The sequence below is a fragment of the Armatimonadota bacterium genome, from assembly GCA_018268395.1.
Classification (GTDB): domain Bacteria; phylum Armatimonadota; class Fimbriimonadia; order Fimbriimonadales; family Fimbriimonadaceae; genus JAEURO01.
On record JAFDWQ010000001.1, the window covers coordinates 496,582 to 518,943 of the forward strand.

At 62.3% G+C, this 22,362-nt stretch carries 20 protein-coding genes and 1 tRNA gene; 19 read left to right on the forward strand and 2 right to left on the reverse strand.

Going from position 1 to position 22,362, the window contains the following annotated elements; genetic code table 11:
* The first annotated feature begins 34 nt into the window (after positions 1 to 34).
* From JST30_02190 to JST30_02255, 14 genes are all read left to right on the forward strand, one after another.
* A complete protein-coding gene (locus JST30_02190) occupies positions 35 to 784 on the forward strand; it encodes a cytochrome c3 family protein (GenBank protein MBS1713127.1) in 750 nt (249 codons plus the stop codon).
* Between the two features lie 9 nt (positions 785 to 793).
* Positions 794 to 3,853, forward strand: a complete 3,060-nt coding sequence (locus JST30_02195) for a 4Fe-4S dicluster domain-containing protein (GenBank protein ID MBS1713128.1) — start codon at positions 794 to 796, stop codon at positions 3,851 to 3,853.
* Between the two features lie 18 nt (positions 3,854 to 3,871).
* Positions 3,872 to 5,314, forward strand: a complete 1,443-nt coding sequence (gene nrfD, locus JST30_02200; protein ID MBS1713129.1) for a polysulfide reductase NrfD — start codon at positions 3,872 to 3,874, stop codon at positions 5,312 to 5,314.
* Positions 5,314 to 5,877, forward strand: coding sequence for a DUF3341 domain-containing protein (locus JST30_02205; protein ID MBS1713130.1), 564 nt, complete (start codon positions 5,314 to 5,316; stop codon positions 5,875 to 5,877). The genes nrfD and JST30_02205 overlap by 1 nt, the downstream gene beginning before the upstream one ends.
* Positions 5,877 to 6,650, forward strand: a complete 774-nt coding sequence (locus JST30_02210; protein ID MBS1713131.1) for a cytochrome c — start codon at positions 5,877 to 5,879, stop codon at positions 6,648 to 6,650. Before JST30_02205 ends, JST30_02210 begins: the two co-directional genes overlap by 1 nt.
* A complete protein-coding gene (locus JST30_02215; GenBank protein ID MBS1713132.1) occupies positions 6,647 to 7,840 on the forward strand; it encodes a hypothetical protein in 1,194 nt (397 codons plus the stop codon). Before JST30_02210 ends, JST30_02215 begins: the two co-directional genes overlap by 4 nt.
* The gene (locus JST30_02220) at positions 7,833 to 8,270 is read left to right on the forward strand and encodes a hypothetical protein (GenBank protein MBS1713133.1); all 438 of its coding nucleotides are present in this window, start codon (positions 7,833 to 7,835) and stop codon (positions 8,268 to 8,270) included. Before JST30_02215 ends, JST30_02220 begins: the two co-directional genes overlap by 8 nt.
* Entirely contained in the window at positions 8,267 to 9,145 is an 879-nt protein-coding gene (locus JST30_02225) for an SCO family protein (protein ID MBS1713134.1), read from the forward strand. Before JST30_02220 ends, JST30_02225 begins: the two co-directional genes overlap by 4 nt.
* On the forward strand, positions 9,142 to 10,242 hold the full coding sequence (gene coxB, locus JST30_02230; protein MBS1713135.1) for a cytochrome c oxidase subunit II: 1,101 nt from the start codon (positions 9,142 to 9,144) through the stop codon (positions 10,240 to 10,242). Before JST30_02225 ends, coxB begins: the two co-directional genes overlap by 4 nt.
* 77 nt (positions 10,243 to 10,319) lie before the next feature.
* The gene (locus tag JST30_02235; protein ID MBS1713136.1) at positions 10,320 to 11,930 is read left to right on the forward strand and encodes a cbb3-type cytochrome c oxidase subunit I; all 1,611 of its coding nucleotides are present in this window, start codon (positions 10,320 to 10,322) and stop codon (positions 11,928 to 11,930) included.
* Entirely contained in the window at positions 11,930 to 12,613 is a 684-nt protein-coding gene (locus JST30_02240) for a cytochrome c oxidase subunit 3 family protein (protein MBS1713137.1), read from the forward strand. Before JST30_02235 ends, JST30_02240 begins: the two co-directional genes overlap by 1 nt.
* A gap of 6 nt (positions 12,614 to 12,619) precedes the next feature.
* On the forward strand, positions 12,620 to 13,144 hold the full coding sequence (locus JST30_02245; protein MBS1713138.1) for a hypothetical protein: 525 nt from the start codon (positions 12,620 to 12,622) through the stop codon (positions 13,142 to 13,144).
* A 66-nt stretch (positions 13,145 to 13,210) separates the two neighbouring features.
* Positions 13,211 to 15,424 (forward strand): UvrD-helicase domain-containing protein, encoded by a 2,214-nt coding sequence (locus tag JST30_02250; protein MBS1713139.1) that lies wholly within the window; start codon positions 13,211 to 13,213, stop codon positions 15,422 to 15,424.
* A gap of 14 nt (positions 15,425 to 15,438) precedes the next feature.
* Positions 15,439 to 15,972: a hypothetical protein gene (locus JST30_02255; protein ID MBS1713140.1), complete on the forward strand. Its 534-nt coding sequence runs from the start codon at positions 15,439 to 15,441 to the stop codon at positions 15,970 to 15,972.
* Here the strand turns inward: JST30_02255 and lexA are convergent.
* A complete protein-coding gene (lexA, locus tag JST30_02260; protein MBS1713141.1) occupies positions 15,969 to 16,625 on the reverse strand; it encodes a transcriptional repressor LexA in 657 nt (218 codons plus the stop codon). The two genes, JST30_02255 and lexA, sit on opposite strands and share 4 nt — an antisense overlap.
* Positions 16,626 to 16,766: 141 nt before the next feature.
* Here lexA and JST30_02265 point away from each other — a divergent pair, with 141 nt between their 5' ends.
* Genes JST30_02265 through JST30_02275 form a run of 3 tightly spaced genes read left to right on the forward strand, consistent with a single transcriptional unit; the run spans position 16,767 to position 20,135 of the window.
* A complete protein-coding gene (locus tag JST30_02265; GenBank protein ID MBS1713142.1) occupies positions 16,767 to 18,473 on the forward strand; it encodes a hypothetical protein in 1,707 nt (568 codons plus the stop codon).
* 7 nt (positions 18,474 to 18,480) lie between these two features.
* Positions 18,481 to 19,182: a 16S rRNA (cytidine(1402)-2'-O)-methyltransferase gene (gene rsmI, locus JST30_02270; protein MBS1713143.1), complete on the forward strand. Its 702-nt coding sequence runs from the start codon at positions 18,481 to 18,483 to the stop codon at positions 19,180 to 19,182.
* Positions 19,183 to 19,220: 38 nt separating this feature from the next.
* Complete coding sequence (locus JST30_02275; GenBank protein ID MBS1713144.1) at positions 19,221 to 20,135, forward strand: polysaccharide biosynthesis/export family protein; 915 nt, start codon at positions 19,221 to 19,223, stop codon at positions 20,133 to 20,135.
* 7 nt (positions 20,136 to 20,142) lie between these two features.
* Here the strand turns inward: JST30_02275 and JST30_02280 are convergent, their stop codons facing one another.
* The gene (locus JST30_02280; protein ID MBS1713145.1) at positions 20,143 to 20,565 is read right to left on the reverse strand and encodes an OsmC family protein; all 423 of its coding nucleotides are present in this window, start codon (positions 20,563 to 20,565) and stop codon (positions 20,143 to 20,145) included.
* A gap of 113 nt (positions 20,566 to 20,678) precedes the next feature.
* Between JST30_02280 and JST30_02285 the strand changes: the two genes are divergently transcribed.
* Positions 20,679 to 20,773, forward strand: a tRNA-Sec gene (locus tag JST30_02285).
* A gap of 30 nt (positions 20,774 to 20,803) precedes the next feature.
* Positions 20,804 to 22,321, forward strand: coding sequence for an aldehyde dehydrogenase family protein (locus tag JST30_02290; protein MBS1713146.1), 1,518 nt, complete (start codon positions 20,804 to 20,806; stop codon positions 22,319 to 22,321).
* The last annotated feature ends 41 nt before the right edge of the window (positions 22,322 to 22,362 follow it).

The following is a 22,362-nucleotide window of genomic DNA, read 5'->3' on the forward strand; positions in this document are numbered from 1 at the left end:
GCCCGGCCACCACGGACGGAGGAAGCAGACTAGGATGGCTCAGTTATTCAAGCCGGCGATGAACACGATCTGCACCGCGAGCATCTTCGGAGGTGCGGCGTTGCCGTTCCTTCTGTTGTTCGCAGGTTCGCGGATCACAAGGTCGCCTTCGAACACGAAGGTCGACAACCCGATCGACCAGCCGGCACCTTTCAGCCACAAGCACCATGCGTTCGAGCTCGGGATCGATTGCCGGTTCTGCCATACGGGCGTCGAGACGGAGGCCCACGCCGGCGTGCCGAGCACCGAAGTCTGTATGACCTGCCACAGCCAGATCTGGACGAACAGCCCGAACCTTGAGGCCATCCGCAAGAGTTGGGAAACGGACACGCCTGTCCAATGGAACAAGGTCAACACGGTTCCGGACTTCGTCTATTTCGACCACTCCATCCACGTCAACCGCGGCGTCGTCTGCAACAACTGCCACGGCCCGGTGAACCAGATGCCCATCACGTGGAAAGGCCGCGACTTCCGCATGATGTGGTGTCTCGAGTGCCACGAGGATCCGTCCAAGTTCCTCTACAAGGACGAGAAGGCCGCCCCGGGCTCGACGCCGAGGGAACAGGTCTTCAATTTTTATCGCAAGCTGGCGGCCGGCGAAGAGCTGACCGCGTCGGAGAAAGACCTCGCTGAAGGGCTGCCTCAGATCGTCCCCTCCGACAAGACCCATGAAGGCGTCGCCCAGATGAAAGAACGCGGCGTCAACGTCTCGCAGCTGAAGGACTGCTACGTCTGCCACCACTAGGGCCGCGACATGAAGGAAAAGAACCCGGTCTACGTCAAGTCGTTCGAGCAGTTCGAAGACCCGTCGTCGTTTGAATCCGTCAAAGCCGACGAGTTCCCCCATCGGTCTTCGCTGTTGGACATCAATCGGCGCGACCTCTTGAAGTTCGTCGGCGGCACCGTCGCCTTGGCCGGACTCGCTTCAGGCTGCCGCTATCTGCCGCAACAGAAGATCGTCCCGTTCGTCCAGGCACCGGAAGACCGGTTGCCGGGCCAGGAAGCGACCTTCGCGTCGGCCACGACCCTTGGCGGATATTCGACCGGAGTCCTCGTCCGGTCGTACGAGGGACGTCCCGTCAAGATCGAAGGAAACCCCCTTCATCCGTCCTGCCTCGGAAGTTCCGATGCGCGGATGCAGGCTGAACTCGCGGTCATGTACGACCCGGACCGCCTCCAACAGGCGATGGTCGTGGGCGAACCGGCCAGTTGGGAGGAGTTCTACAAAGAGGCGAAAGCCGCCCTTTCTAAAGCGCACGACGGAGCCGGAGCGGCCCTTCTGACCCCGAACGTCGGTTCCCCGGCGCTCGCCGCCCAGATCTCGGCTTTCCTGGCCGCCTATCCGGGCGCCAAATGGTACCAATACGAGCCCGTCAACCGGGACAACGTCTACGAAGGCGCGGTCATGGCGTTCGGGCAGCCCGTCGAGACCGTCTACGACTTCTCCAAGGCCGACGTGGTCCTGACCGTCGATTGCGAGCTCTTCCTGCACAACCCGGGCAACGTCCGCTATCAGCGCGACATCATGGCCCGTAGGTTCGTCGACGAGCATTCGACGACGATGAGCCGCATCTATGCGGTCGAAGGGACGCCGACGACCATCGGCGCCGTCGCCGACCACAGGTGGCGCCTGCGCCCGACGATGACCTTGGACTTCGTCCGGGCCCTTGCGTCCCGGCTCGGCGTCGCAGGAGCGGCGGACACGATGCCGAAGGGTCTCGACGCGAAAGCGGTCGACGCCCTTGCCGCCGATCTTAGGGCGAACCGCGAGAGGAGCGTCGTCGTGGCCGGAGACCATCTTCCTGCCGACGTCCACGCCCTCGTCCACGCGATCAACCATTCGCTTGGAAACCTGGGTTCGACCGTCCACCTCGGCCGCGCCGTCCACTTGAAACCGGGCGGCAACCTCGCCGACATCAAGGAACTGGCGACGGCGATGGCAGGGGGCCAAGTCAGCTTCCTGATGGTCTGCGGCGGGAACCCCGTCTACGACGCCCCTTCCGACTTGAAGTTCGCGGAAGCCCTCGGTAAAGTGCAGACTTCGGTCCACCTCTCGCTTTACGACAACGAAACGAGCGAACTGTGCCGATGGAGGCTCCCAGAGTCCCACTTCCTGGAGTCTTGGGGCGACGGTCGCGGCCATGACGGGACGGCCAGCATCGTGCAGCCCTTGATCAACCCGATCTACGACTCGAAATCGGCGGTCGAGGTCCTCGACGGACTGCTCGGAAAAATGCGCGGCGGACTCGAGATCGTCCAATCCGTCTGGAAGTCGCTCCCGGTGGACTCCGGTGTGGCGGCGAAGCCGTTCGCAGACCGTTGGGCCGAGATCCTGGCCTCCGGCATCGTCCCTGAGCCGGCGACGGACGACTTGACCCTCGTCCCGACGCCGAACCTGGCCGTCGGCTTGGCTTCGACCAAATCCAGCGACTTCGACCTCGTGGTCATGCCCGATCCGACACTCCACGACGGACGCTTTGCCAACATCGGATGGCTTCAAGAGCTGCCGAAACCGCTGACCCAGCTGACCTGGGACAACGCGTTCCACATGAGCCGCGGCACGGCGAAGCGGTTCGGAGTCGGACAAGTCGTCAAGACCGCGGTCGGTACTCCGTACTACGGCAACTGGGACGTCGTCCGGGTGAGCGCGAACGGAACGACCGTCGAGGGGCCCGTCTACGTCCACGACGGAATGGCCGACGACACCGTGGTCGTGCACATGGGTTTCGGCCGTAAGCGGGCCGGCCAGATCGGGAACGTCGGTGACGAGATCCATCAGGGAGGCGGTTTCGACGCGATGCCCTTGCGGACGACCTCGGCGCCCGTCATCGTGAGCGGCGGGACCCTGGAGAAGACGGGCCGGAACTACAAGCTCGCCAACACCCAGTTCCACAACTTGCTCGACGTCACCGAGATCGACAGCAAGCGCGACATCATCCGTGAGACGACGCTCGAAGAGTACAAGAAGGATCCCCACGTCCTTCACGAGCCGACGACCCCTGTCCAAGAGCGCAAAGGCGAGAAGCACGAGAGCCCGTCGATCTTCAAACAGCCGCCCGGTTACAACGGGCCGGACAACTATCAGTGGGCGATGACCATCGACCTGAACCTGTGTTCGGGTTGCGGCGCCTGTGTGGCCGCGTGCCAGGCGGAGAACAACATCCCGACGGTCGGCAAGGAACAGACCTTACGGCACAGGATGCTGCACTGGATCCGGGTCGACCGCTATTACAGGGCCTATTCCGGGAAGAGTTTCGAGTCCGACGATCCTGTGATCACGTTCCAGCCCGTCAACTGCATGCACTGCGAAATGGCGCCGTGCGAGCCCGTCTGCCCGGTCGCGGCGACGACCCACAGCCACGAGGGCCTGAACCAGATGGTCTACAACCGCTGCGTCGGGACGCGCTACTGCAGCAACAACTGCCCTTATAAGGTCCGGCGGTTCAACTACTTGCACTATACGAAGAAGACCGAAGACGTTCCCGTCCTGAAACTCCTTCAGAACCCCGACGTGACGGTCCGTGGGCGTGGCGTGATGGAGAAGTGCACCTATTGCGTGCACCGCATCAACAACGCCCGGATCAAGGCCAAGAAGGGTGACCGGAAGATCAAGGACGGCGAAGTCCAGACGGCGTGTCAACAAGCTTGTCCCAGCCGCGCGATCGTGTTCGGCGACAAGAACGATCCCAACAATGCGGTTTCGAAGTCTAGAGCCTCGAACCGGCAGTACGTACTTCTCGAAGCGGTCAACACCCTTCCCAGGACGACCTACCTCGGTAAGGTCCGCAACCCGAATCCGGAGCTGGAGGCTTAGACGATGTCGTTCAAGGACATGAACAAGGAACGGCTGATCACCGGCGATTGGGACTACTCGTCCATCGACGGCCAGATCGGCGACGTGGTGCTCGACGCGAACCGGCACACCGAGGCGAAGGTGCCTGGTCTGCTCGGCAAGCTCATGCCGGCGAACATGAGGAGCCCCTGGTTCCTGATCATCGGCATCGGCTTCGTCTTCGTCAACGTCCTGCTCTTATCGATCACGATCCTCGTCCTGACGGGCATCGGCGTCTGGGGCAACAACCAGCCGAGCGGCTGGGGCTTCGACATCATCAACTTCGTCTGGTGGATCGGTATCGGCCACGCGGGCACGCTGATCTCGGCGATCCTGCTCCTCCTCCGTCAACAGTGGAGGAACTCGATCAACCGCTTTGCCGAAGCGATGACGATCTTCGCGGTCATGTGCGCGGGCATGTACCCGCTGTTGCACACGGGCCGTCCGTGGGTCGCTTACTGGCTGTTCCCGTATCCGAACGTCTTAGCGCTCTGGCCGCAGTTCAGGTCGCCGCTCGTCTGGGACGTCTTCGCGGTCAGCACGTACATGACGGTCTCGATCCTGTTCTGGTACGTCGGCCTCATCCCGGACTTCGCGACCCTTCGCGACCGGGCCAAGTCCAAGGTCGGCCGCGTGCTGTTCGGCATGGCCGCGCTCGGTTGGACGGGGAGCGCGAAGCACTGGTTCCGCTACAACCACGCGTCGATCATGTTGGCCGGGCTCTCGGCCCCGCTCGTCCTTTCTGTGCACTCGATCGTGTCCTTCGACTTTGCGATGTCGATCGTTCCCGGGTGGAACGTCACGATCTTCCCGCCGTACTTCGTCGCGGGCGCGGTCTTCGCCGGCTTCGCGATGGTCATCATCCTCGCGATCCCGGTCCGGAAGTGGTACCGGCTCGAAGCCTTCATCACGATGAAGCACTTCGATTGGATGGCCAAGGTCATGCTCGCCACCGGGCTTATCGTCGCCTATGGCTACGGCATGGAAGTGTTCTACGCCTGGTACAGCGGCGTCCCTTACGAGACGGCGCTCCTGTTCAACCGCACGAACCTCTTCGAATCCCCGTACAGTTGGGCGTTCTGGTCTTTGATCCTGTTCAACGTCGTGTTCCCGGCCTTTCTCTGGTTCCCGAAGGTCAGGCAGAACTTGACCGCCCTGTTCTGGATCAGCATGTCGGTCAGCATCGGGATGTGGTTCGAACGGTACGTCATCATCCCGCTTTCCTTGACGAGGGACTACCTGCCGTCGAGCTTCGGCTATTACACGCCGACGATCGTCGACTTCGCGATGTTCTTCGGGACGATCGGGTTCTTCCTCTTCATGATGTTCCTCTTCATCCGCTTCCTGCCGATGATCAACATCTTCGAAATGAAGGAGCTTTGGCACCACATGTCGCATGAAAAAGCGCACGCTCACGAAGCCGCTGCACAGGAGGCGCACTGATGGGGCTCTTCCGTGACACCGCGCCCAAGCATTACGGGACGGTCGCCTCGTTCTTGACGCCCGAGCAGTTGTTAGCCGCGACCCAGCGGGCCAAGGACGCCGGGTTCCGGGACGTCGACACGTATTCCCCGATCCCCGTCGAAGGCGTTTGCGAGCTGCTGAAGTTCGATGAGACGAAACTCGGCTGGATCACGTTCTTCGGCGGGTTGGCCGGCGCCGCCACGGGTCTCTGGCTCGAATGGTGGACCTCGACCATCGCCTATGCCCACAACGTGGGCGGCAAGCCGTTGGAGAGCTGGCCCATGTTCTTCCCTGTCCTCTACGAATGCACGATCCTTTTCGCAGCGTTCGGAGCGACGTTCGGGATGCTCGGCCTTTGCGGGTTGCCGAAGCCTCACCAGCCGATCTTCAACGCACCGCTCATGGAACGGGCTTCGCAAGACCGCTTCGTGCTCTGCATCGAAGCGACGGATCCGAACTATGACCCCAAGGACGTGGCCGAATTCATGAAGACCCTGAATCCTGAAGAGGTCGAAACCGTGATGACGTCGGAGGGCTACTGATGACCGTCCGCCACAAAGCCGCGCTTTTGGGAGCAGCGTCCCTGGTCCTCGCGGCCGGGTGTCACCAGGACATGTGGAGCCAGCCGAAGGCCAAGGCTCAAAGCAAGAGCGACCTGATCTTCAGCGACGGCAGCAACAGCCGGGGAGTGGTCGCGGGAACGGTCGCGTTCGGAAGGCCCAAGACCGACCACGTGTTCTACACCGGCTTCGACGACAAGGGCAAGCTCGTCAAAGAGTTCCCCGTCGCCGTCGACGAAGCGTTCCTCAAGCGGGGACAGGAACGGTTCCGTGTGTTCTGCGTCCCCTGCCACGGCGAACTCGGCAACGGTAAAGGGATGATCGCGAAGCGCGGGTTCACCCTCGCCCGACCCGTCGGCAACTACCATACGGACCGCCTCCGGAACATGCCGGTCGGACACTTCTTCGACGTGATCACGAACGGTTACGGAACGATGTACCCGTTCCGGTCCCGCATCCGGCCGATCGACCGTTGGGCGATCGCTGCCTACGTCCGTGTGCTTCAGCAGAGCCAGCACAAGGCGGTCGGAGAGATCCCGGCCGAAGAGAAGGCGCGACTGGAGGCGATGGCCCCGTCGGCCGACCAGAACCCGGAACCCGAACTTCCCATCGGTGGCCCGCCCGACCGGCGTGACAACGCACCAGGGCAGATCATCGTCCCGAACCCGAGGACGGGACGTCCGACGGCCGACACCCCTGCGGGCCCGGCTCCCTCCGGAGAAGGCGCCGCAGTTCCAGGAGGACAGGCACAGTGAGCGAAAACACAGCACCCACGACGCGGATCAACGCGTCGTTCGTCAAGGCCGGAGGCGCCATGTTGATCCTCGGCGTCGTGCTGGCGCTTGCAGGCATCGGGATGGCGGGCGGCGACATGAAGGCGCTCTCGCACTCCTATATTTTCGGTTGGGTGTTCTGGGCTTGCCTGACGTTCGGCTGCCTCGGACTGACGCTCCTCCACCATACGTGTCGCGGCCATTGGGGCTTCCCTGTCCTGAGGATCTTCGAATCCGGCGGAAGCGCGATCAACCTTGCGTTCTTCGGTTTGCTCTTTTTGCCTGTCGTGACGCTTTGGGCCCCGAGCCTTTATCCTTGGGCGAACCCTGCCGAGGTCGCGGTCGATCCGATCCTGCAACATAAGGCCGGATACCTGAACCAAGGGTTCTTCCTGGCGCGGTACGTCGTCTATTTCGCCGCGTTCGCCTTCTTCGCCTGGCGGTACAAGTCTTGGACCGAACTGGAAGAGAAGACCGGCGACGAGAAGTGGTGGAAGAAACGCCAGTATTGGGGCGGCGTCCACACCGTGATCTACGTGGTCATCACGAACTTCCTTTGGACCGACTTCCTGATGAGCATGTACCCCCACTGGTACTCGACCATCTATGGAGTCTGGATGATGGTCGGCTCGGTCCTCCTCGCTTTCGCGCTCACGGCGGTCATCCTCGGCACCCAGGCCAAGAAGAAGCCGTACAACGAGGTCGTCTCGCCATGGCTGACGAAGGACATCGGCAACTGGATGCTGGTGGGGATCATGCTTTGGGCGTACTTCAGCCTCAGCCAGTACCTCATTATCTGGTCGGGCAACCTGCCCGAGTTCACGGAGTACTTCATCGCACGGGCCAAGAACTACTGGGGTTGGCTCGGTACGTCCCTGATCCCCTTGCACTTCTTCATCCCGTTCCTCCTGTTGCTCTCTCCACGGATGAAGAGGGAGCCGGGCAGGCTCGCGACCGTGGGGTTCTACATCTTGGCCGTCCGGGTCTTGGACGTCGCCTACGTCGTCCTGCCGACCTGGAAGCCTGGAGTGGCGAACGTCAACCTGCTCGATGCGGGCATGTTCCTCGTCTTCGGTGGCGCCTGGTGTCTGCTCTTCGGCTGGCAACTCGCCAAAGCCCCGCTGCTCACGTCCCGACTTCCCCGCCTGAAGGAGGCCATCGAACATGCATGACCACGATGAAACCCCGATCGACGCCAACCTCCTGGAGGAAATGGGTTATGAGCGTCGCGACATCAACATCGGGACGATCAACAAGAGCATCACGTCGTTCATGATCGCGGCGACCGTCATCATGTTCGTCGGCGTCGTCTGTATGTGGATCGCGGCCCCACGGATGGTCTCGTTCCAACAGAACGAAAGGACGGCGCCGAAGAAGAGGGTCCCTGAAGACCCGAACCCGCTCATCCAAAGCAACGTGACGGCACACCAGGACTACCTGGACCTCGTCCACGAGCAGCGGACGGCCCTGACGACTTACGGATGGACCGACCGCAAGAAAGGATTCGTCCGCCAGCCCGTCGATCTGGCCATGAAGGACGTCTTGGCCGCAGGGTTGCCCGTCCGGGCGAACCCGCGGGTACCGGCAGGTGAATCAGAGTGAGGGCCGTCGGCCTGACTCTCGCACTCGGGCTAGGGCTTTCGGTCGCGGCCCACGCCCAGTTCTACGGCAACTACCGCGACGTGTCGCCCCCTGGGAGCCGGCGCGTCGCCGTGTCCGACGCCGGTGTGAACGTCCGGGTCGATCAGCGACTGAACGAGTTCGTACCGACCGACACCGAGTTCAAGGACGAGTACGGACGGAGCGTCAAGCTCCAGCGGTACTTCAGCGACAAGCCCGTCGTCATCCTTCCGATCTTCTATAAGTGTCCTGGAATCTGCGAAACCGAGCTGTTCGGGCTTATCGATAGCCTGAAGGGGTTCAAAAAGGACTTCGCAGGACGAGAGTTCACGGTCGTCATCCTCGGGATCGATCCGAACGAAGGAGCCGACCTGGCCGCAGACAAGAAGGACACGGCGATCGCGGCCTACATGGGCGCTTCGTCGGACAAGGCCCGACGTGCGTTCGCCGAAACAGGCTGGCACTTTCTGACGGGCGACCTCAAGAACATCCGCCGGGTCACCGACGCCCTCGGGTTCAAATTCACGTTCGACGAGACGAACGGGACGATCGTGCACCCGTCCGGCCTGATGGTCTTGACGCCGAGCGGGAAGATTAGCCGCTATTTCCTCTCGACGGACTACCCGCAGCAGCTCTTGCTGGACGCGATCCGCAAGGCCGGAAAGGAAGAGATCGGGGCCCGTGACGACCGTCCGTTCTTCTTGGCCTGTATCGAAGTCGACCCCTTGACGGGTCAAAAGACGCTGAACATCCTCAATGTCTTGAAGACGATGGGCGTCGTCACGGTTTTGGCCTTGGGCGGTGCGATCTTCCTTTGGAACCGCAACTATAGGGCCGCGCAAGGAGGCAACGTATGAACCTGAACGTGCTGAAGTACTTCCCGGTCATGCCGGAGCAAGCGTCCGACAACGCTTTCACTTACGACTTGATCTTCTGGTGGATCACTCTGCTCGCGGTGTTCTTCGCGACCGTGGTCATCATTCTCGTCGGGTTCCTGGCGCTGAAGTACCGACGCGGGTCGACCGCCGACCGGCGCAACCCGATCGACCACAGCAAGACCCTGGAGTACCTCTTCATCGGCGTCCCCACCGTCTTGGCCCTGTTCACGTTCTGGTGGAGCATGAACGAGTACATCAAGTACCGGACCATGCCGAAGGACGGCATCGAGGTCTACGTCGTGGGCAAGCAGTGGATGTGGCACCTGCAGCACACCAACGGCGTGCGGGAGAACAACAAAGTCCACATCCCTGTGGACACGAACGTCAAGTTCACGATGATCTCTCAGGACGTCATCCACGCGTTCTATCTCCCCGAGTTCCGCGCCCAGTTCCACGTCGTCCCGGGCCGCTATACCGAGCTCTACATTAAGCCGAAGAGGACGGGCACCTTCCGAATGCTGTGTGCGATGCACTGCGGCACCCAGCACTCGGAGATGGTCGGCCAAGTCGTCGTCATGTCGAAAAAGGACTACGCGGAGTGGCTGGCCAACGGAGGCGACGACAAGGACGTCGCGATGAATCCGGTCGAGGCGGGCAAGAAGATCTGGGACAGCAAGAACTGCGGCAGTTGCCACGCGTCGGTGGACACGACCCGCGGCCCCTCGCTCGTCGGCATCTTCGGAAAAGCCCGGCCGCTGGAAGACGGGACTCAGGTCGCGGACTCCACTTATGTCCGGGACTCCATCCTCACCCCCTGGCGAAGGATCACAAAAGGATACGACCCCACCATGCCGGCCTATCAAGGCCAATTGGTCGAGGACGACATCCTGAGCCTGATCGCCTACATCAAGTCGCTCTCGAACACGGGCGCCCCCGGGGCCAAAGCGCCATATGCGCCGACGGCACCTGGCGGGAAGAAGAATCTGTCGGGCAGCGGCCCGAACTCCACAGAAAGGACCAACGCAAGCGGATCAGCAGGAATGACACAGTTTGAGGAAGGAGCAAGCAAACAGTGAGCGCGACGGCCGTCAGTATCGGTGACCCGGTTCCGAAGAGGAACTACCTGAACGACGACCACACGATCGCGTCGTGGTTGTTGACGAAGGACCATAAACGGATCGCTGTCCTGTACCTGATCAGCGTCACGTTCATGTTCCTGCTCGGCGGTCTCGCCGCCGGCCTGGTGCGTCTGGAACTGACCTCGCCCCACGGTCAACTGTTCACGTCCGAGCAGTACAACAAGCTGTTCAGCGCGCACGGCATCGTGATGGTGTTCTTCGTCATCATCCCTGGCATACCGGCGATCCTCGGCAACTTCGTGCTGCCGTTGATGATCGGGGCCAGAGACCTTGCGTTCCCAAGGCTGAACCTGCTCAGTTGGTACCTCTACGTCCTAGGGGCGATCATCGTCCTGACCTCCTTCATCTTGGGAGGCGTCGATGCGGGCTGGACGTTCTATACGCCGCTCTCCAGCCTTTACTCCAACTCTCAGATCACCCTGTGCCTGCTCGGCCTGTTCATGGCCGGGTTCTCCTCGATCCTCACCGGTCTGAACTTCGTGGCCACCGTGCACAAGATGCGCGCACCGGGGCTGACGTGGTTCAAGATGCCGCTCTTCATCTGGGCCCAATACGCCACGAGCCTGATCATGCTGCTCGGCACGCCCGTCGTCGCGATCACCTTGGTGCTCGTCATCCTCGAGCGGACGCTCAAGTTCGGCATCTTCAGCCCGGAACTCGGCGGCGACCCGGTGCTCTTCCAGCACCTGTTCTGGTTCTATTCGCACCCGGCCGTTTACATCATGATCCTGCCATCGATGGGCGTCATCAGCGAACTGGTGGCGTGCTTCTCGAGGCGGCGCGTCTTCGGCTATGAGTTCGTCGCCTTCTCGAGCATCGGTATCGCCGCGATCGGGTTCTTGATCTGGGGCCACCACATGTACATCAGCAGCCAGTCGACGTTGCAGAACATCGTGTTCTCGCTCCTGACACTGATCGTTGCCGTACCGTCCGCGGTCAAGACCTTCAACTGGTCGATGACCATGTACAAAGGCTCTGTCCAGTTCACGACGCCGATGGTCTACGTGTTCGGCTTCTTAGGGCTCTTCCTGGTGGGCGGCCTGACAGGCCCGTACCTCGGCGCTGTGGCCGCCGACGTCCACTTGACCGGGACGTACTTCGTCGTCGCCCACTTCCACTACATCATGGTCGGCGGCGCGATCATGGGGCTCCTCGGAGGCCTCCACTTCTGGTGGCCGAAGATGTTCGGCAAGATGTACTCCGAGTTCTGGGGCAAACTGACGGCCTTGGTCGTCTTCGTCGGGTTCAACTTCACGTTCTTCCCGCAGTTCATCCTCGGATACCTCGGCATGCCTCGCCGCTACCACTACTACTATTTCGCACCGGAGTGGCAGGTGTACAACATCATGTCCACGGCCGGTGCCACGGTCCTCGGTATCGGCTACCTGTTGCCGATGTTCTATCTGACCGCCTCGTTGATCAAGGGTAAGGACGCCGGACCGAACCCGTGGGGCGCCAAAGGGATCGAATGGGAGCACGCCGATTCGCCGCCGGACCCGCATAACTTCCATCACACCGTGGTCGTCACCGAACCGCCGTACAACTACGACGCGATCCAGGACAACGACGAGTTCCGGAAGAAGTGGGGCGCCCCACCGGTCACCTACAAGGAGGACAACGTCTAATGGCCGCCCACGCGCACGCCGGAACCGTCGACCCGAACGCGCCTGTCGTCTACGAACAGTACGAATCGATCGACCAGCAACAGGAGACGTACATCCTCGGGATGTGGGCGTTCCTCGTGACCGAAGTCATGATGTTCGGCGCCCTGTTCCTCATTTACACCCTGTACCGATGGGGCTTCAAAGGCGAGTTCTTCATCTACCACGAGGAGCTGAACTGGTGGCTCGGCGGCATCAACACGATGAACCTGCTCACCAGTTCGTACCTGATGGCCAAAGCCGTCCGGCACGCCCAGCTCAACGAGACCCGAAAGCAGCTCCAGTCGCTCTGGCTGGTCGTCGTCTGCGGCTTGATCTTCTTGGTCATTAAAGGGTTCGAGTACGCGCCGAAGTTTCAACACCACCTGTTCCCGAACAACACCTTCCACTGGCCGCCAGAGCCAGGGATCGGCGGGAGCCCGGAGCACGCCCGGATCTTCTACTCGCTGTACTTCTCCATGACGGGCCTGCACGGCGTGCACGTCCTCGTCGGAATGATCATCATCGCCACGCTCGCGATCATGGTCAAGAAGAAGGCCAAGGTCATCACGGACTACATCCCGACAGAAATGGTGGGCCTGTACTGGCACTTCGTCGACCTCGTCTGGATCTTCCTCTACCCGCTGTTCTATCTCATCCCTAAGTAGGCCACCATGTCAGAAGCACACGCTGAAGCCCACGCCGGACACGCCCATCACGTCGTTTCGGAGAAAGTCCTGAAGAAGACCTTCGGGATCTTGACCGCAATGATGCTGTTGACCATTTTCGCGGCCCGCGCCCCGATCGACGGTCCCCGCCTGATCCCGTCCATGGCTCCGATCTTCGAGCAATGGTCGGGTTTCTGGGCGCTGACGAACGCGATCGCCCTCGGTATCGCCGTGTTCAAAGCCATCTGGGTCATCCGGTTCTTCATGGGCGCCCAGTACGCCTCCAACCTGGTCAAGCTCTACGTCGTCGGCGGCTTCATCGGCTTCTCTTTGCTCTTTATCTTGTTCTTCGACTACGTCGGCCGAGCGTTCGAACCCGTCCGGGGCTGGGAAAGGGTTCCCTCGTCGTCCTTCCCAAGGACTCAGACAGACGATGCCGGCGTACCCTTCAAACAGTTCCCGACGGCCGAAGCCCACGGCGGTGGCCACAGTCCGGAACCGACCGAAGGCACCGCGCCTTCGGGACACTGACAGAGCGGAGAGCGGTCGTCATCGGGCCGTGACCGTCAGGCCGAAAGGGTATCCTGACGTCTACCGATGACGGCCGCTTTCGACGTCACTTCCCTCAACCCGGAACAGCGCGAAGCCGTCCAATGGCCGGGCGGCCCTCTCATGGTCTTCGCCGGCGCCGGATCCGGCAAGACCCGCGTCATCACCTGTCGGATCTCGCGCTTGATCGCCGAAGGGTGCCCCCCCGGGCGGATCCTTGCCGTGACGTTTACGAACAAAGCCGCGCGCGAGATGAAGGAACGGATCGTCGAGATGGCCGGGCCTCAAGCGAGCGGACTCTGGATGGGGACGTTCCATTCTGTCTGCGCCAAGCTCCTGCGCATCGACGGCGCAGCGATCGGCCTTGACCCGAACTTCGTCATCTACGACGACGGCGACCAGGTCAGCCTCGTCAAAGAAATCCTCAAACAGCGCGGTATCGACGACAAGTCCGTCCAACCCAGGGGCGTCCTGAACGAGATCAGCCGGGCAAAGGAGCGCTTGATCGGCCCCGAGCGCTATGAACGCGAGTCGGCGGGCTTCTTCGAGAAGATCGTCGCCCAGGTCTATCGAGACTACAACGCCGCGCTCGCTCGGGCGAACGCGCTCGATTTCGACGACATCCTCATGAAGGCCGTCCGGCTGTTCGAACAAGCCGAACACGTCCGGGAGAAGTACCAAGACCGCTTCCTCCACGTCCTCGTCGACGAGTATCAAGACGTCAACTTCGCGCAATACCAGTTGGCGTCGCTCCTCTCGGCCAAGCACCGGAACATCACCATCGTCGGTGACGACGACCAGTCGATCTACGCCTGGCGCGGTGCCGATGTCTCGCTTATGATGCGGTTCAGCAGCGACCACCCGGACGCCAAAGTCGTCACGCTGTCCCAAAACTATCGTTCGACCAAGAAGATCTTGGACGCCGCCTATCACGTGATCCGCCACAACCGGGGACGTGCCGACAAGAAGCTCTGGACGGAAAACGTTTCGGGCGAACCGATCACCGTGAGCGAAGCCGGCACGGAGCAGGACGAGGCGATGCAGATCGCCGACGTCGTTCTCCGCGAAGTCCGCTCCGGAAGACGCGGTTGGGGAGACTTCGCCGTCCTCTATCGGACGAACGCCCAAAGCCGTGTCCTAGAAGAGGCGTTCCTCACGATGCGTATCCCCCATGTGCTCATCGGCGGCCAACGCTTTTACGAGCGCAAAGAGATCAAGGACGCCATCGCCTATCTCCGCCTCGTCTTGAACCCCGTCGACGACGTCTCCGTGCGGCGTGTCGTGAACGTCCCGGCCCGTGGCGTCGGTGCGACCACGTTGAAGAGCTTGGACACATGGGCCGCAGCGCGCTCCGCGAGTTTGTGGCAGGCGATGACGGACACCGCCGTTCAACAGGAGCTCGCGAAGAAGACGCTGTCCGGCGTCCGTGCCTTCACAGGTCTCATCGAGGACGCGGCCCATCTCGCTCAAGCCGGGCCGGTGACGCCCGTGCTCAAACACGTCCTCGACCGGAGCGGCTACCTCGAGGAACTCCGGGCGCAACGGGACGACGATTCGGTCTCGCGCTTAGAAAACCTGCAGGAGTTGGTCAATGTCACGGCCGAATACGACGAGAGCGCGGACGGGCCCTCCTTGGGAGGGTTCCTCGAAAACGTGGCCCTCATCGCCGACGTCGACTCATTGAACGAGTCGGGAGAGGCCGTCACACTCATGACCCTGCACTCGAGCAAAGGCCTGGAGTTCCCTGTCGTCTTCCTGATCGGCCTCGAGGAAGGCGTCTTTCCCCATTCCCGGTCGATGAGTTCCGACACGGAACTCGAAGAGGAGCGACGGCTCGCATATGTCGGGATGACCAGAGCGCGCGAGGAACTCCATCTGACCCACGCCACCCGAAGGTCGCTCTATGGACAGCCGTCGTTCAACCGACGTTCCCGGTTCCTTGACGACATTCCGAACGAGCACGTCCAGTCGCTGTTCGGTTCACGGACGTCGTCTCCACCTCCAGGGTTGACCACCGTCCGCCAGATGCGCACCGGAGAGTACGCGGTCATCGAACCGTCCCGGCCCGCGGACGCGCCGCCACGACCGTCATGGACACCGCCGTTCAACGTCGGCCAAAAAGTCCAGCACCGAAAGTTCGGCGTCGGCGTCGTCGTCGCGTGTGGGCCCCTAAAGAACGATGCCGAAGTCACGGTCGCGTTCCCCGGTGCCGTCGGGGTCAAAAAGATGGTCCAAAGCCTCGCCAAACTGGAGGCGGTCTGAGGAGACTTGCCTGGATGGCGGCACTCGCAGCCGTGGGAGGCTGTCAGGACCAGGCGACAGGTTTGATGCCGCTGTCCAAGAAGGCGGTTTGGACGTACTCCGTCCAAGGCGACTTCGACACCTATGTCGCGACGCTCAAGGCAGCAGACCGCGTGCCCGTCGGGCCGGCCGAGGGCTGGAAGCTCGACGGAACGATGGGTCCGAGCCGCTTGGGTTGGGCAGGCGGGACGCTGTACGCCTCCGAACTCGCGGGCCAAGGCTTCGAGCCCCCGTTGCCTCTCTACTCCCCTTCGCCCGTCCGTTGGAAAGGCCGCTGGAGCATGGGGAACCGATCGGCCGAATTAGAAGCGACCGTCGAGTCCAAGAAAGTCAAAGAGCAGGTCGCGGGACGGAGCACGGACGCGGTCATGTCCGTCGTCCAGCTCAAGGGGCGCGGGTTTTCGTCGCGGCTGACGACATGGTTCGTCCCCGGCATCGGCGTCTACCGTCAAGAGCAACGGACGGGCGACAGGCGCACCGTCCGCCTCGATTACTTGAGCGGCCCTTAGAAGGCCATGCCTTCGTAGTCCCGCATCAGACCGACGATCCGACCGATGACGCGGGCGTCTTCCCGGTCGACGATGATCGGGTCATAGGCGGGGTTGCTCGGCATCAGCCGGACTTGGGGCCCGTTGAAGTGGATCCTCTTGACCGTGGCCTCGTCACCCATGAGGACGGCGACAAGGTCGCCATGGTTGGCCGACTGTTGAGGTTTGACGACGACCAGGTCCCGCGGGTTGATGCCTTCGCCCGACATCGAATCGCCTTTGACGCGCAGGAGGAACGCACCCTGAATGTTGCGCACCATGTCGTTCGGGACGGGAACGAGGTGTTCGACGTGTTCGGAGGCCAAGATGGGCGTGCCTGCTGCGATCGTTCCGACGAGCGGGAGCATCATGACCTTGTTGCCGGACTGATAGGCGGGGTGCTTGATCTTGATCGAACGGGGCGTGTTCGACCGTTCGATGTACCCTTTGCGCTCCAAGGCGTCCAAGTGGACGGTGACCCCCCGCAGAGAACCGATCTTGAAGCGCTGGCCGATCTCGCGGATCGACGGAGGGTAACCCTCGGCCTGTACGTACTCCATTACGAACTGAAGGATGTCTTCTTGCCTCTTCGTGAGTCCCTTCGCCATGTGGCGCTCCCTGCTGTCGGTTTCCACCTTTCAGCGAACGGATTATAGCCTATTCCTGTCTACCTGTCAAGTCCTTTCGCCCTTCGAAGTCCAAGCCCCCGTGCCATAATCGGCCCGGCCAGAGGGCCAGAGAGGTTCAAAGCGTTGTCGATCACGAAGATCCGTTCCATGTTCGAAAACAAGGGGTGCCAGGCCGTCCTTTACGTGATCGGAGGCCTGACCGTCATCGGCCTGCTGTACACGGGGACCTGCTCGAGCATGATGCCGTGGGCCCAGCCTCAAGCGCAGAACCAGAACGTCGCCCTCGTCGCCGAACTGGACGGCAAGAAGGTCGGTTCGGACGACGTGCTGAAAGTCGCCGACGTCCTTCGCCGCGACCGACCGACGAACGGCGACCCCCGGCAAGAGTTCCGCTTGACCGTCGACGCCCTCGACCAATCGCTGACCTTGATCGCGATCGACGGCCTGGCGAAGCTTAAAGGCGCTTCCGCAGACGATAAGACCATCGCGGAATACGTGGAGAACGACTTTCGCGAGCGGGCGGCACGGGTCAAGGCCTCCTACATCGCCACGAAGAAACTGAAGCCTGACGCCACGGACGCTGAGTTCGAAGCCGTATTCAAGAAGGACCCGCAGGCGGGAGGCAAGACGTTCGATGAAATCAAAAAGGCCGCCGTCGAGCAAGGACAGACGTTGGCGAACGACCCCGAAAACGGCGCCGTCTTCCGGGCACAGGTCCTCGTCCACGCCTTGACCAAGGCATACGCCGCCTCGGTCGAGGCCACGCCGGAAGCCTATAAAAAGTCGACCGAATCGTTCGAAACGAAGTCTCTGCCGTTCGACGACGTGAAGGTCCCTCTCGATGAACGGAAAGCCACGGCCGACAAGGCCCTTGCCGATCTCAAGGGCGGTATGAAGTTCCCGGACGCGATCAAGAAGTACGCGCCGAAAAAACCCGACATCGCACTGCCCATGCCCCGGGCCTTGGTGGAAGCCAGTCCTGAACTGGCGCCGATCCTCTCCATAAAGCCGGGCCAAGTGTCCGACGTCATCGTCTTTCAGGGCAACCCGACGATCTATATCGTGGACTCGGTGAAAGCGAACGTCCCGCCGGACTTCGACAAGAAGCAGAAGTTCTATCTGGACACGTACAAGACGTCCCAGGCGACCAAGCAACTGGGCAAAGACCTGGAAGAGGTCAAGAAGTCCGTCAAGTGGCACAGCGACGTCTGCCGGCTCAGCTTCGAACTCGGCGTGCTCGAATCCAAGGGCCCGACCGAAGGCATCGACGCTTTCCACGCCGCCCTCCGTGACATCGCTTCGAAGCTCAAAGATGCGAAACCGACCGACCTTCTCGGAGCCAAGCTCCAGGCCATGGCGAAGTTCGAAGCGTTCGAGACCGTCTTCTCGTCGTCCAAGCCCGAAGAGAAGAAGGAAATGCGCGCCGAAAGGTCGGAAATGATCCGGGACGTGCTGTCCGACACCGAATCGGTCGTCCTGCGACTGGAACTCTTCGACAACGAGGCCGAGGCCGGAAACTTCGAAGCAGCCGGTGAAGCCCTTGTCGACGCCGCCAAGAACAACACGGGTTCCGATCCCATCGCGATCGATCTGAACCAGCAGATCACGACCAAGCTGGAAGCCGCCCGTACGGCGAAGAAGATCGATACGGCCGTGCTCGACGCGGTCCAGAAAGAGATCGACAACTTCAAGAAGGGCATTCTCCAAGCCGAACAGGACAAGGAGGACGCCGCGAAGAACGCGGCCAAGGTCGACGACGAACTGAAGAAGCTGGACGAAGGCGGCTCGGGCGGACAGTCGAAGGGCGGCACCGAGAAGAAGCCTCAGGACGCAGGAAAAGGCGCGGGCAAGTAGGGCCGGAGTGGACGGTCGGCTCGTCCTTGTCGCCACTCCGATCGGGAACTTGGAAGACCTGTCCGACCGGGCGCGGCGCGAGCTCTCCGAAGCCGAGTCGTGGATCGTCGAGGACACCCGCGTCAGCGGCCGGCTCCAGACCGTCCTCGGCGTGAAGAAGCCCATGAGAGTGCTCAACGAGCACAGTCATCCCCGACAGGTCGCTGCCCTCGTGGAACTGGCCCGGACGGAGCGGACCGCCCTCCTGACCGATGCAGGCAGCCCTGCGGTCAGCGACCCTGGCACCGAACTGGTCGACCTCTGCCTGGACGAAGGGATCGAAGTCGACGCCGTTCCCGGCCCGAGCGCCGTCACGACCGCCCTCGCCTTGGCCGGTTTCTTCGCCCAACGGTTCGTCTTCCTCGGCTTCCTGGCGCGTAAACCCGGCCAAGTCTCCGAGACCCTGCGCCCGTTCGCAGACTCCACCATGACGGTCGTCCTCTTCGAAAGCCCGCACCGCGTCGACAAAACCCTGGAGGCCTGCGCCAGGGACCTGGGCTCCAGGAGATACGCGCTTTGCCGAGAATTGACGAAGATGCACCAGCAAGTGTGGCGCGGGACCCTCCCCGGGCTGCCTTCTTCGACGGACGTTCCGCGTAAAGGGGAATTCACGATCGTGGTCGAAGGGAAGCGAAAGGGGCAGGACTTGGATAGAACACCAGGTGTATAATGCGGGCGAATGCGGATTTGCCGCCGCAGGGAAGCGAAATGAAGCGGTTATTGACGCTCTTGGTCTTGTCGGTCTGCGCGTGTTGGTCATGGGCGCAGTCTCAGAACGGGACTTATCGGATCCAGGAGGACGATAGGCTCGGCATCGCCGTGTTCGACGAACCTCAGATCGCAGCGTCCGTCACCGTGCTTCCCGACGGCAACATCGTCGCTCCCTTCGCCGGGATCATCCGGGCGATCGGCAAGACGACGGCCGAGTTGGAGACCGAGCTGGCCGACATTTACGTCAAAAAGCTCCAGCTCCGCAATCCCAAGGTTTCGGTCACGATCCTCGCTGTCCGCGACATCCAAGCCACCATCAACGGGGCCGTCGCAAAAGCCGGCACGTACCGTTTCCGCCCGGGCCAGACCGTCCGGGACCTGATCGCCCAAGGGGGGGCCGCGCCCAACATCGGCGATTGGAAGCGGGCGACGTTCCGGAGGAAAGGCTGGAACGAACTGATACCCATCGATCTGGACGCCCTCATCACGAGGGGCAACCTGAGCCAGAACTACGAGATCAAAGACGGCGACGAGCTCGTCATCCCTGAAAGGCTGCAACCCGTCATCCCCGTCGTCGGCGACGTCCTGAACCCCAGGAGCATCGCTTACGACGACAGCATGACCCTGCTCACGGCGATCTCTGCGGCCGGCGGCATCAACCCGAACCGCGGCAAGAAGTCCGGCATCCTCGTCATCCGTCCCAAGAAGGGTTCGGAAGACCAGTACTACCTGATCAAGTGCGACCTCGTCGCCTATGAAAAGGGAGACTTCCAGCAGAACATCCCGATCTTGCCGGGCGACTCGATCGTCGTGCCCAACAACGGGTCTCCCGACTTCAGCATCCTGAACCAACTGGCGAACGCGATCTACGTGCTCGACAGGTTCGGGATCCGGCTGTTCGGAGCCCCGTAGACCGGCGCTAGCCCTCTTCGATGATCCACTCGCTGTGGACGGCGACCTCCCGTCGGAGGCTGTCGGCCACGGCGCAGTACTTTTCGTCGCTCAACTGGACGGCCCGGGCGACCTTGTCCGGATCGAGCCCTTCCCCCTTCAGGAAGTGTCGGACGGTGACGGTCAGGAACCCTCTCGGATAGACGCCCTCGGCCGGACGCTCCCCTTCCGCCTCGAGCCTGTACGACGTGACCTTCTGCCGCTGCTTCTCCAAAATGGACACGACGTCCATGCCCGTGCAGGCCGCCGTCGCCGCCATCAACGCCTCCATCGGCGTCGGTCCGGCCGCTTGTCCCGGCTCGTCGTGGTAACCGTCCATCGTGAACCGGACGCCGCTCGGCGGCGCGGCTTCGAAGACCATGGCGCCCTTCCAATCCAAACGCATTCTCATCGTGCGGTGTACTCCACGGGCCCCCGAGGCCCGCTTTCGTCCCCTTGAAGCCCTCAGTTTCCCAGAGGGTTCCGGTGCCGTCCGCCGAAGCGGGTACAAAGGACCTCGCGACTGGGAGCGCATGGGTGCTGGTGTGCCCCGCGGTCTTCAAAACCGTTGTGGCGTCCACAAGGCGCCGGGTGGGTTCGATTCCTACACGCTCCCGCCAGAGCCTCCCGCAGGGCGATACACTGTCGGCATGAGTCCGACCCTCGCGCCGTCGTTCCAAGAGGCCGTCTCCGCCCTGATCCCTGACCTGGCCCGGTACCAAGGGGACGATCTGACCGTCCGGTCCCCCATCGACGGTTCCGAGCTGGCCCGTCTTCGAGCCGACTCGGCCGACGACGTCCGCGACAAAGTCGCCAAAGCCGTCGTCGCGTTCAAGGCTTGGCGCGACGTCCCCGCCCCCCGCCGTGGCGAACTGGTCCGTCGGCTCGGGGTCAAACTCCGCGAGCGGAAAGAAGAACTCGCCAGGCTCGTCACCATCGAGTGCGGGAAAATCCTGGAAGAAGGCCGGGGCGAGGTCCAGGAGATGATCGATATCTGCGACTTTGCCGTCGGCCTGAGCCGCCAGCTCCATGGCCTGACCATCGCCAGTGAGCGTCCCGACCACGTCATGCAGGAGAACTGGCTCCCGCTCGGCCCTGTCGGCATCATCAGCGCGTTCAACTTCCCCGTCGCGGTCTGGTCCTGGAACGCGGCCCTCGCCCTCGTCTGCGGCGACCCGTGCGTCTGGAAGCCGTCCGAGAAGACGCCCCTGACCGCCTTGGCCTGCCAGGCCCTCTTCGAAGAGGTCGCCGCCGAGTTCCCCGAAGCCCCGGAAGGCCTTAGTCAAGTGGTGATCGGCACCGTCACACAAGGCGAGGCCCTCGTCGACGATCCCCGACTGCCCCTCATCAGCGCGACCGGTTCCACGCGGATGGGACGCGCGGTCGGCCAAAGGGTCGCGGCCCGATTCGGCAAAGCCCTGCTCGAACTGGGCGGCAACAACGCCATCATCGTCACCCCGAGCGCCGATCTTGCCGTCGCCGTCCCCTCCATCTTGTTCGGCTCCGTGGGCACGGCGGGCCAAAGGTGTACCAGCACCCGCCGCGTCCTCGTCCACCGCAGCCTCTTCGACAAAGTCTTCGACACCCTGAAGTCGGCCGTCGGCCAGATCGGTGACACCAAAGTCGGCGACCCGCTCGAAGCCTCCACCCTCGTCGGCCCGCTGATCGACGAAGCCGCGTACACGAACATGCAGCGCGCGATCGAGGCCGCCCGCCCGCACGCGCTCGAAGTCGTAGGCGGGGACCGGGTCTCCGTCGGAAGCGGAGGCGTCTATGTCCGGCCCGCCCTCGTCAAGCTGGAAAGACAGGTCGAGAGCGTCTGCGAGGAGACCTTCGCGCCGTTGACCTACGTCATGCCTTACGACGTCCTCGCCGACGCCCTCGAAACCCACAACGCCGTTCCGCAGGGCCTCAGCTCGGCGATCATGACGACCGACGTCCGCGAGGCCGAATACTTCAAACGTCATAGCGACTGCGGCATCGCCAACGTCAACATCGGCACGAGCGGCGCCGAGATCGGCGGCGCTTTCGGGGGCGAAAAAGAGACGGGCGGCGGCCGTGAATCCGGTTCGGACGCGTGGAAGGCTTATATGCGACGACAGACGAGCACGACGTACTTCGGCACGGACCGGCCGGCACTGGCCCAGGGCATCCGGTTCGACGTCTAAACGTCTCGTCCAAACGTGCACCTGCGCCGGTTGTGGAAGGA

What these genes read in the sequence shown, in the direction of transcription:
- JST30_02275 (MBS1713144.1), top strand. Translation starts at nt 19,221, where the DNA reads ATGAAGCGGTTATTGACGCTCTTGGTCTTGTCGGTCTGCGCGTGTTGG.
- JST30_02245 (MBS1713138.1), top strand. Translation starts at nt 12,620, where the DNA reads ATGTCAGAAGCACACGCTGAAGCCCACGCCGGACACGCCCATCACGTC.
- JST30_02210 (MBS1713131.1), top strand. Translation starts at nt 5,877, where the DNA reads ATGACCGTCCGCCACAAAGCCGCGCTTTTGGGAGCAGCGTCCCTGGTC.
- JST30_02190 (MBS1713127.1), top strand. Translation starts at nt 35, where the DNA reads ATGGCTCAGTTATTCAAGCCGGCGATGAACACGATCTGCACCGCGAGC.
- JST30_02205 (MBS1713130.1), top strand. Translation starts at nt 5,314, where the DNA reads ATGGGGCTCTTCCGTGACACCGCGCCCAAGCATTACGGGACGGTCGCC.
- JST30_02195 (MBS1713128.1), top strand. Translation starts at nt 794, where the DNA reads ATGAAGGAAAAGAACCCGGTCTACGTCAAGTCGTTCGAGCAGTTCGAA.
- coxB (MBS1713135.1), top strand. Translation starts at nt 9,142, where the DNA reads ATGAACCTGAACGTGCTGAAGTACTTCCCGGTCATGCCGGAGCAAGCG.
- JST30_02240 (MBS1713137.1), top strand. Translation starts at nt 11,930, where the DNA reads ATGGCCGCCCACGCGCACGCCGGAACCGTCGACCCGAACGCGCCTGTC.
- JST30_02220 (MBS1713133.1), top strand. Translation starts at nt 7,833, where the DNA reads ATGCATGACCACGATGAAACCCCGATCGACGCCAACCTCCTGGAGGAA.
- nrfD (MBS1713129.1), top strand. Translation starts at nt 3,872, where the DNA reads ATGAACAAGGAACGGCTGATCACCGGCGATTGGGACTACTCGTCCATC.
- JST30_02265 (MBS1713142.1), top strand. Translation starts at nt 16,767, where the DNA reads ATGTTCGAAAACAAGGGGTGCCAGGCCGTCCTTTACGTGATCGGAGGC.
- JST30_02255 (MBS1713140.1), top strand. Translation starts at nt 15,439, where the DNA reads ATGGCGGCACTCGCAGCCGTGGGAGGCTGTCAGGACCAGGCGACAGGT.
- JST30_02250 (MBS1713139.1), top strand. Translation starts at nt 13,211, where the DNA reads ATGACGGCCGCTTTCGACGTCACTTCCCTCAACCCGGAACAGCGCGAA.
- JST30_02290 (MBS1713146.1), top strand. Translation starts at nt 20,804, where the DNA reads ATGAGTCCGACCCTCGCGCCGTCGTTCCAAGAGGCCGTCTCCGCCCTG.
- JST30_02280 (MBS1713145.1), bottom strand. Translation starts at nt 20,565, where the DNA reads ATGAGAATGCGTTTGGATTGGAAGGGCGCCATGGTCTTCGAAGCCGCG.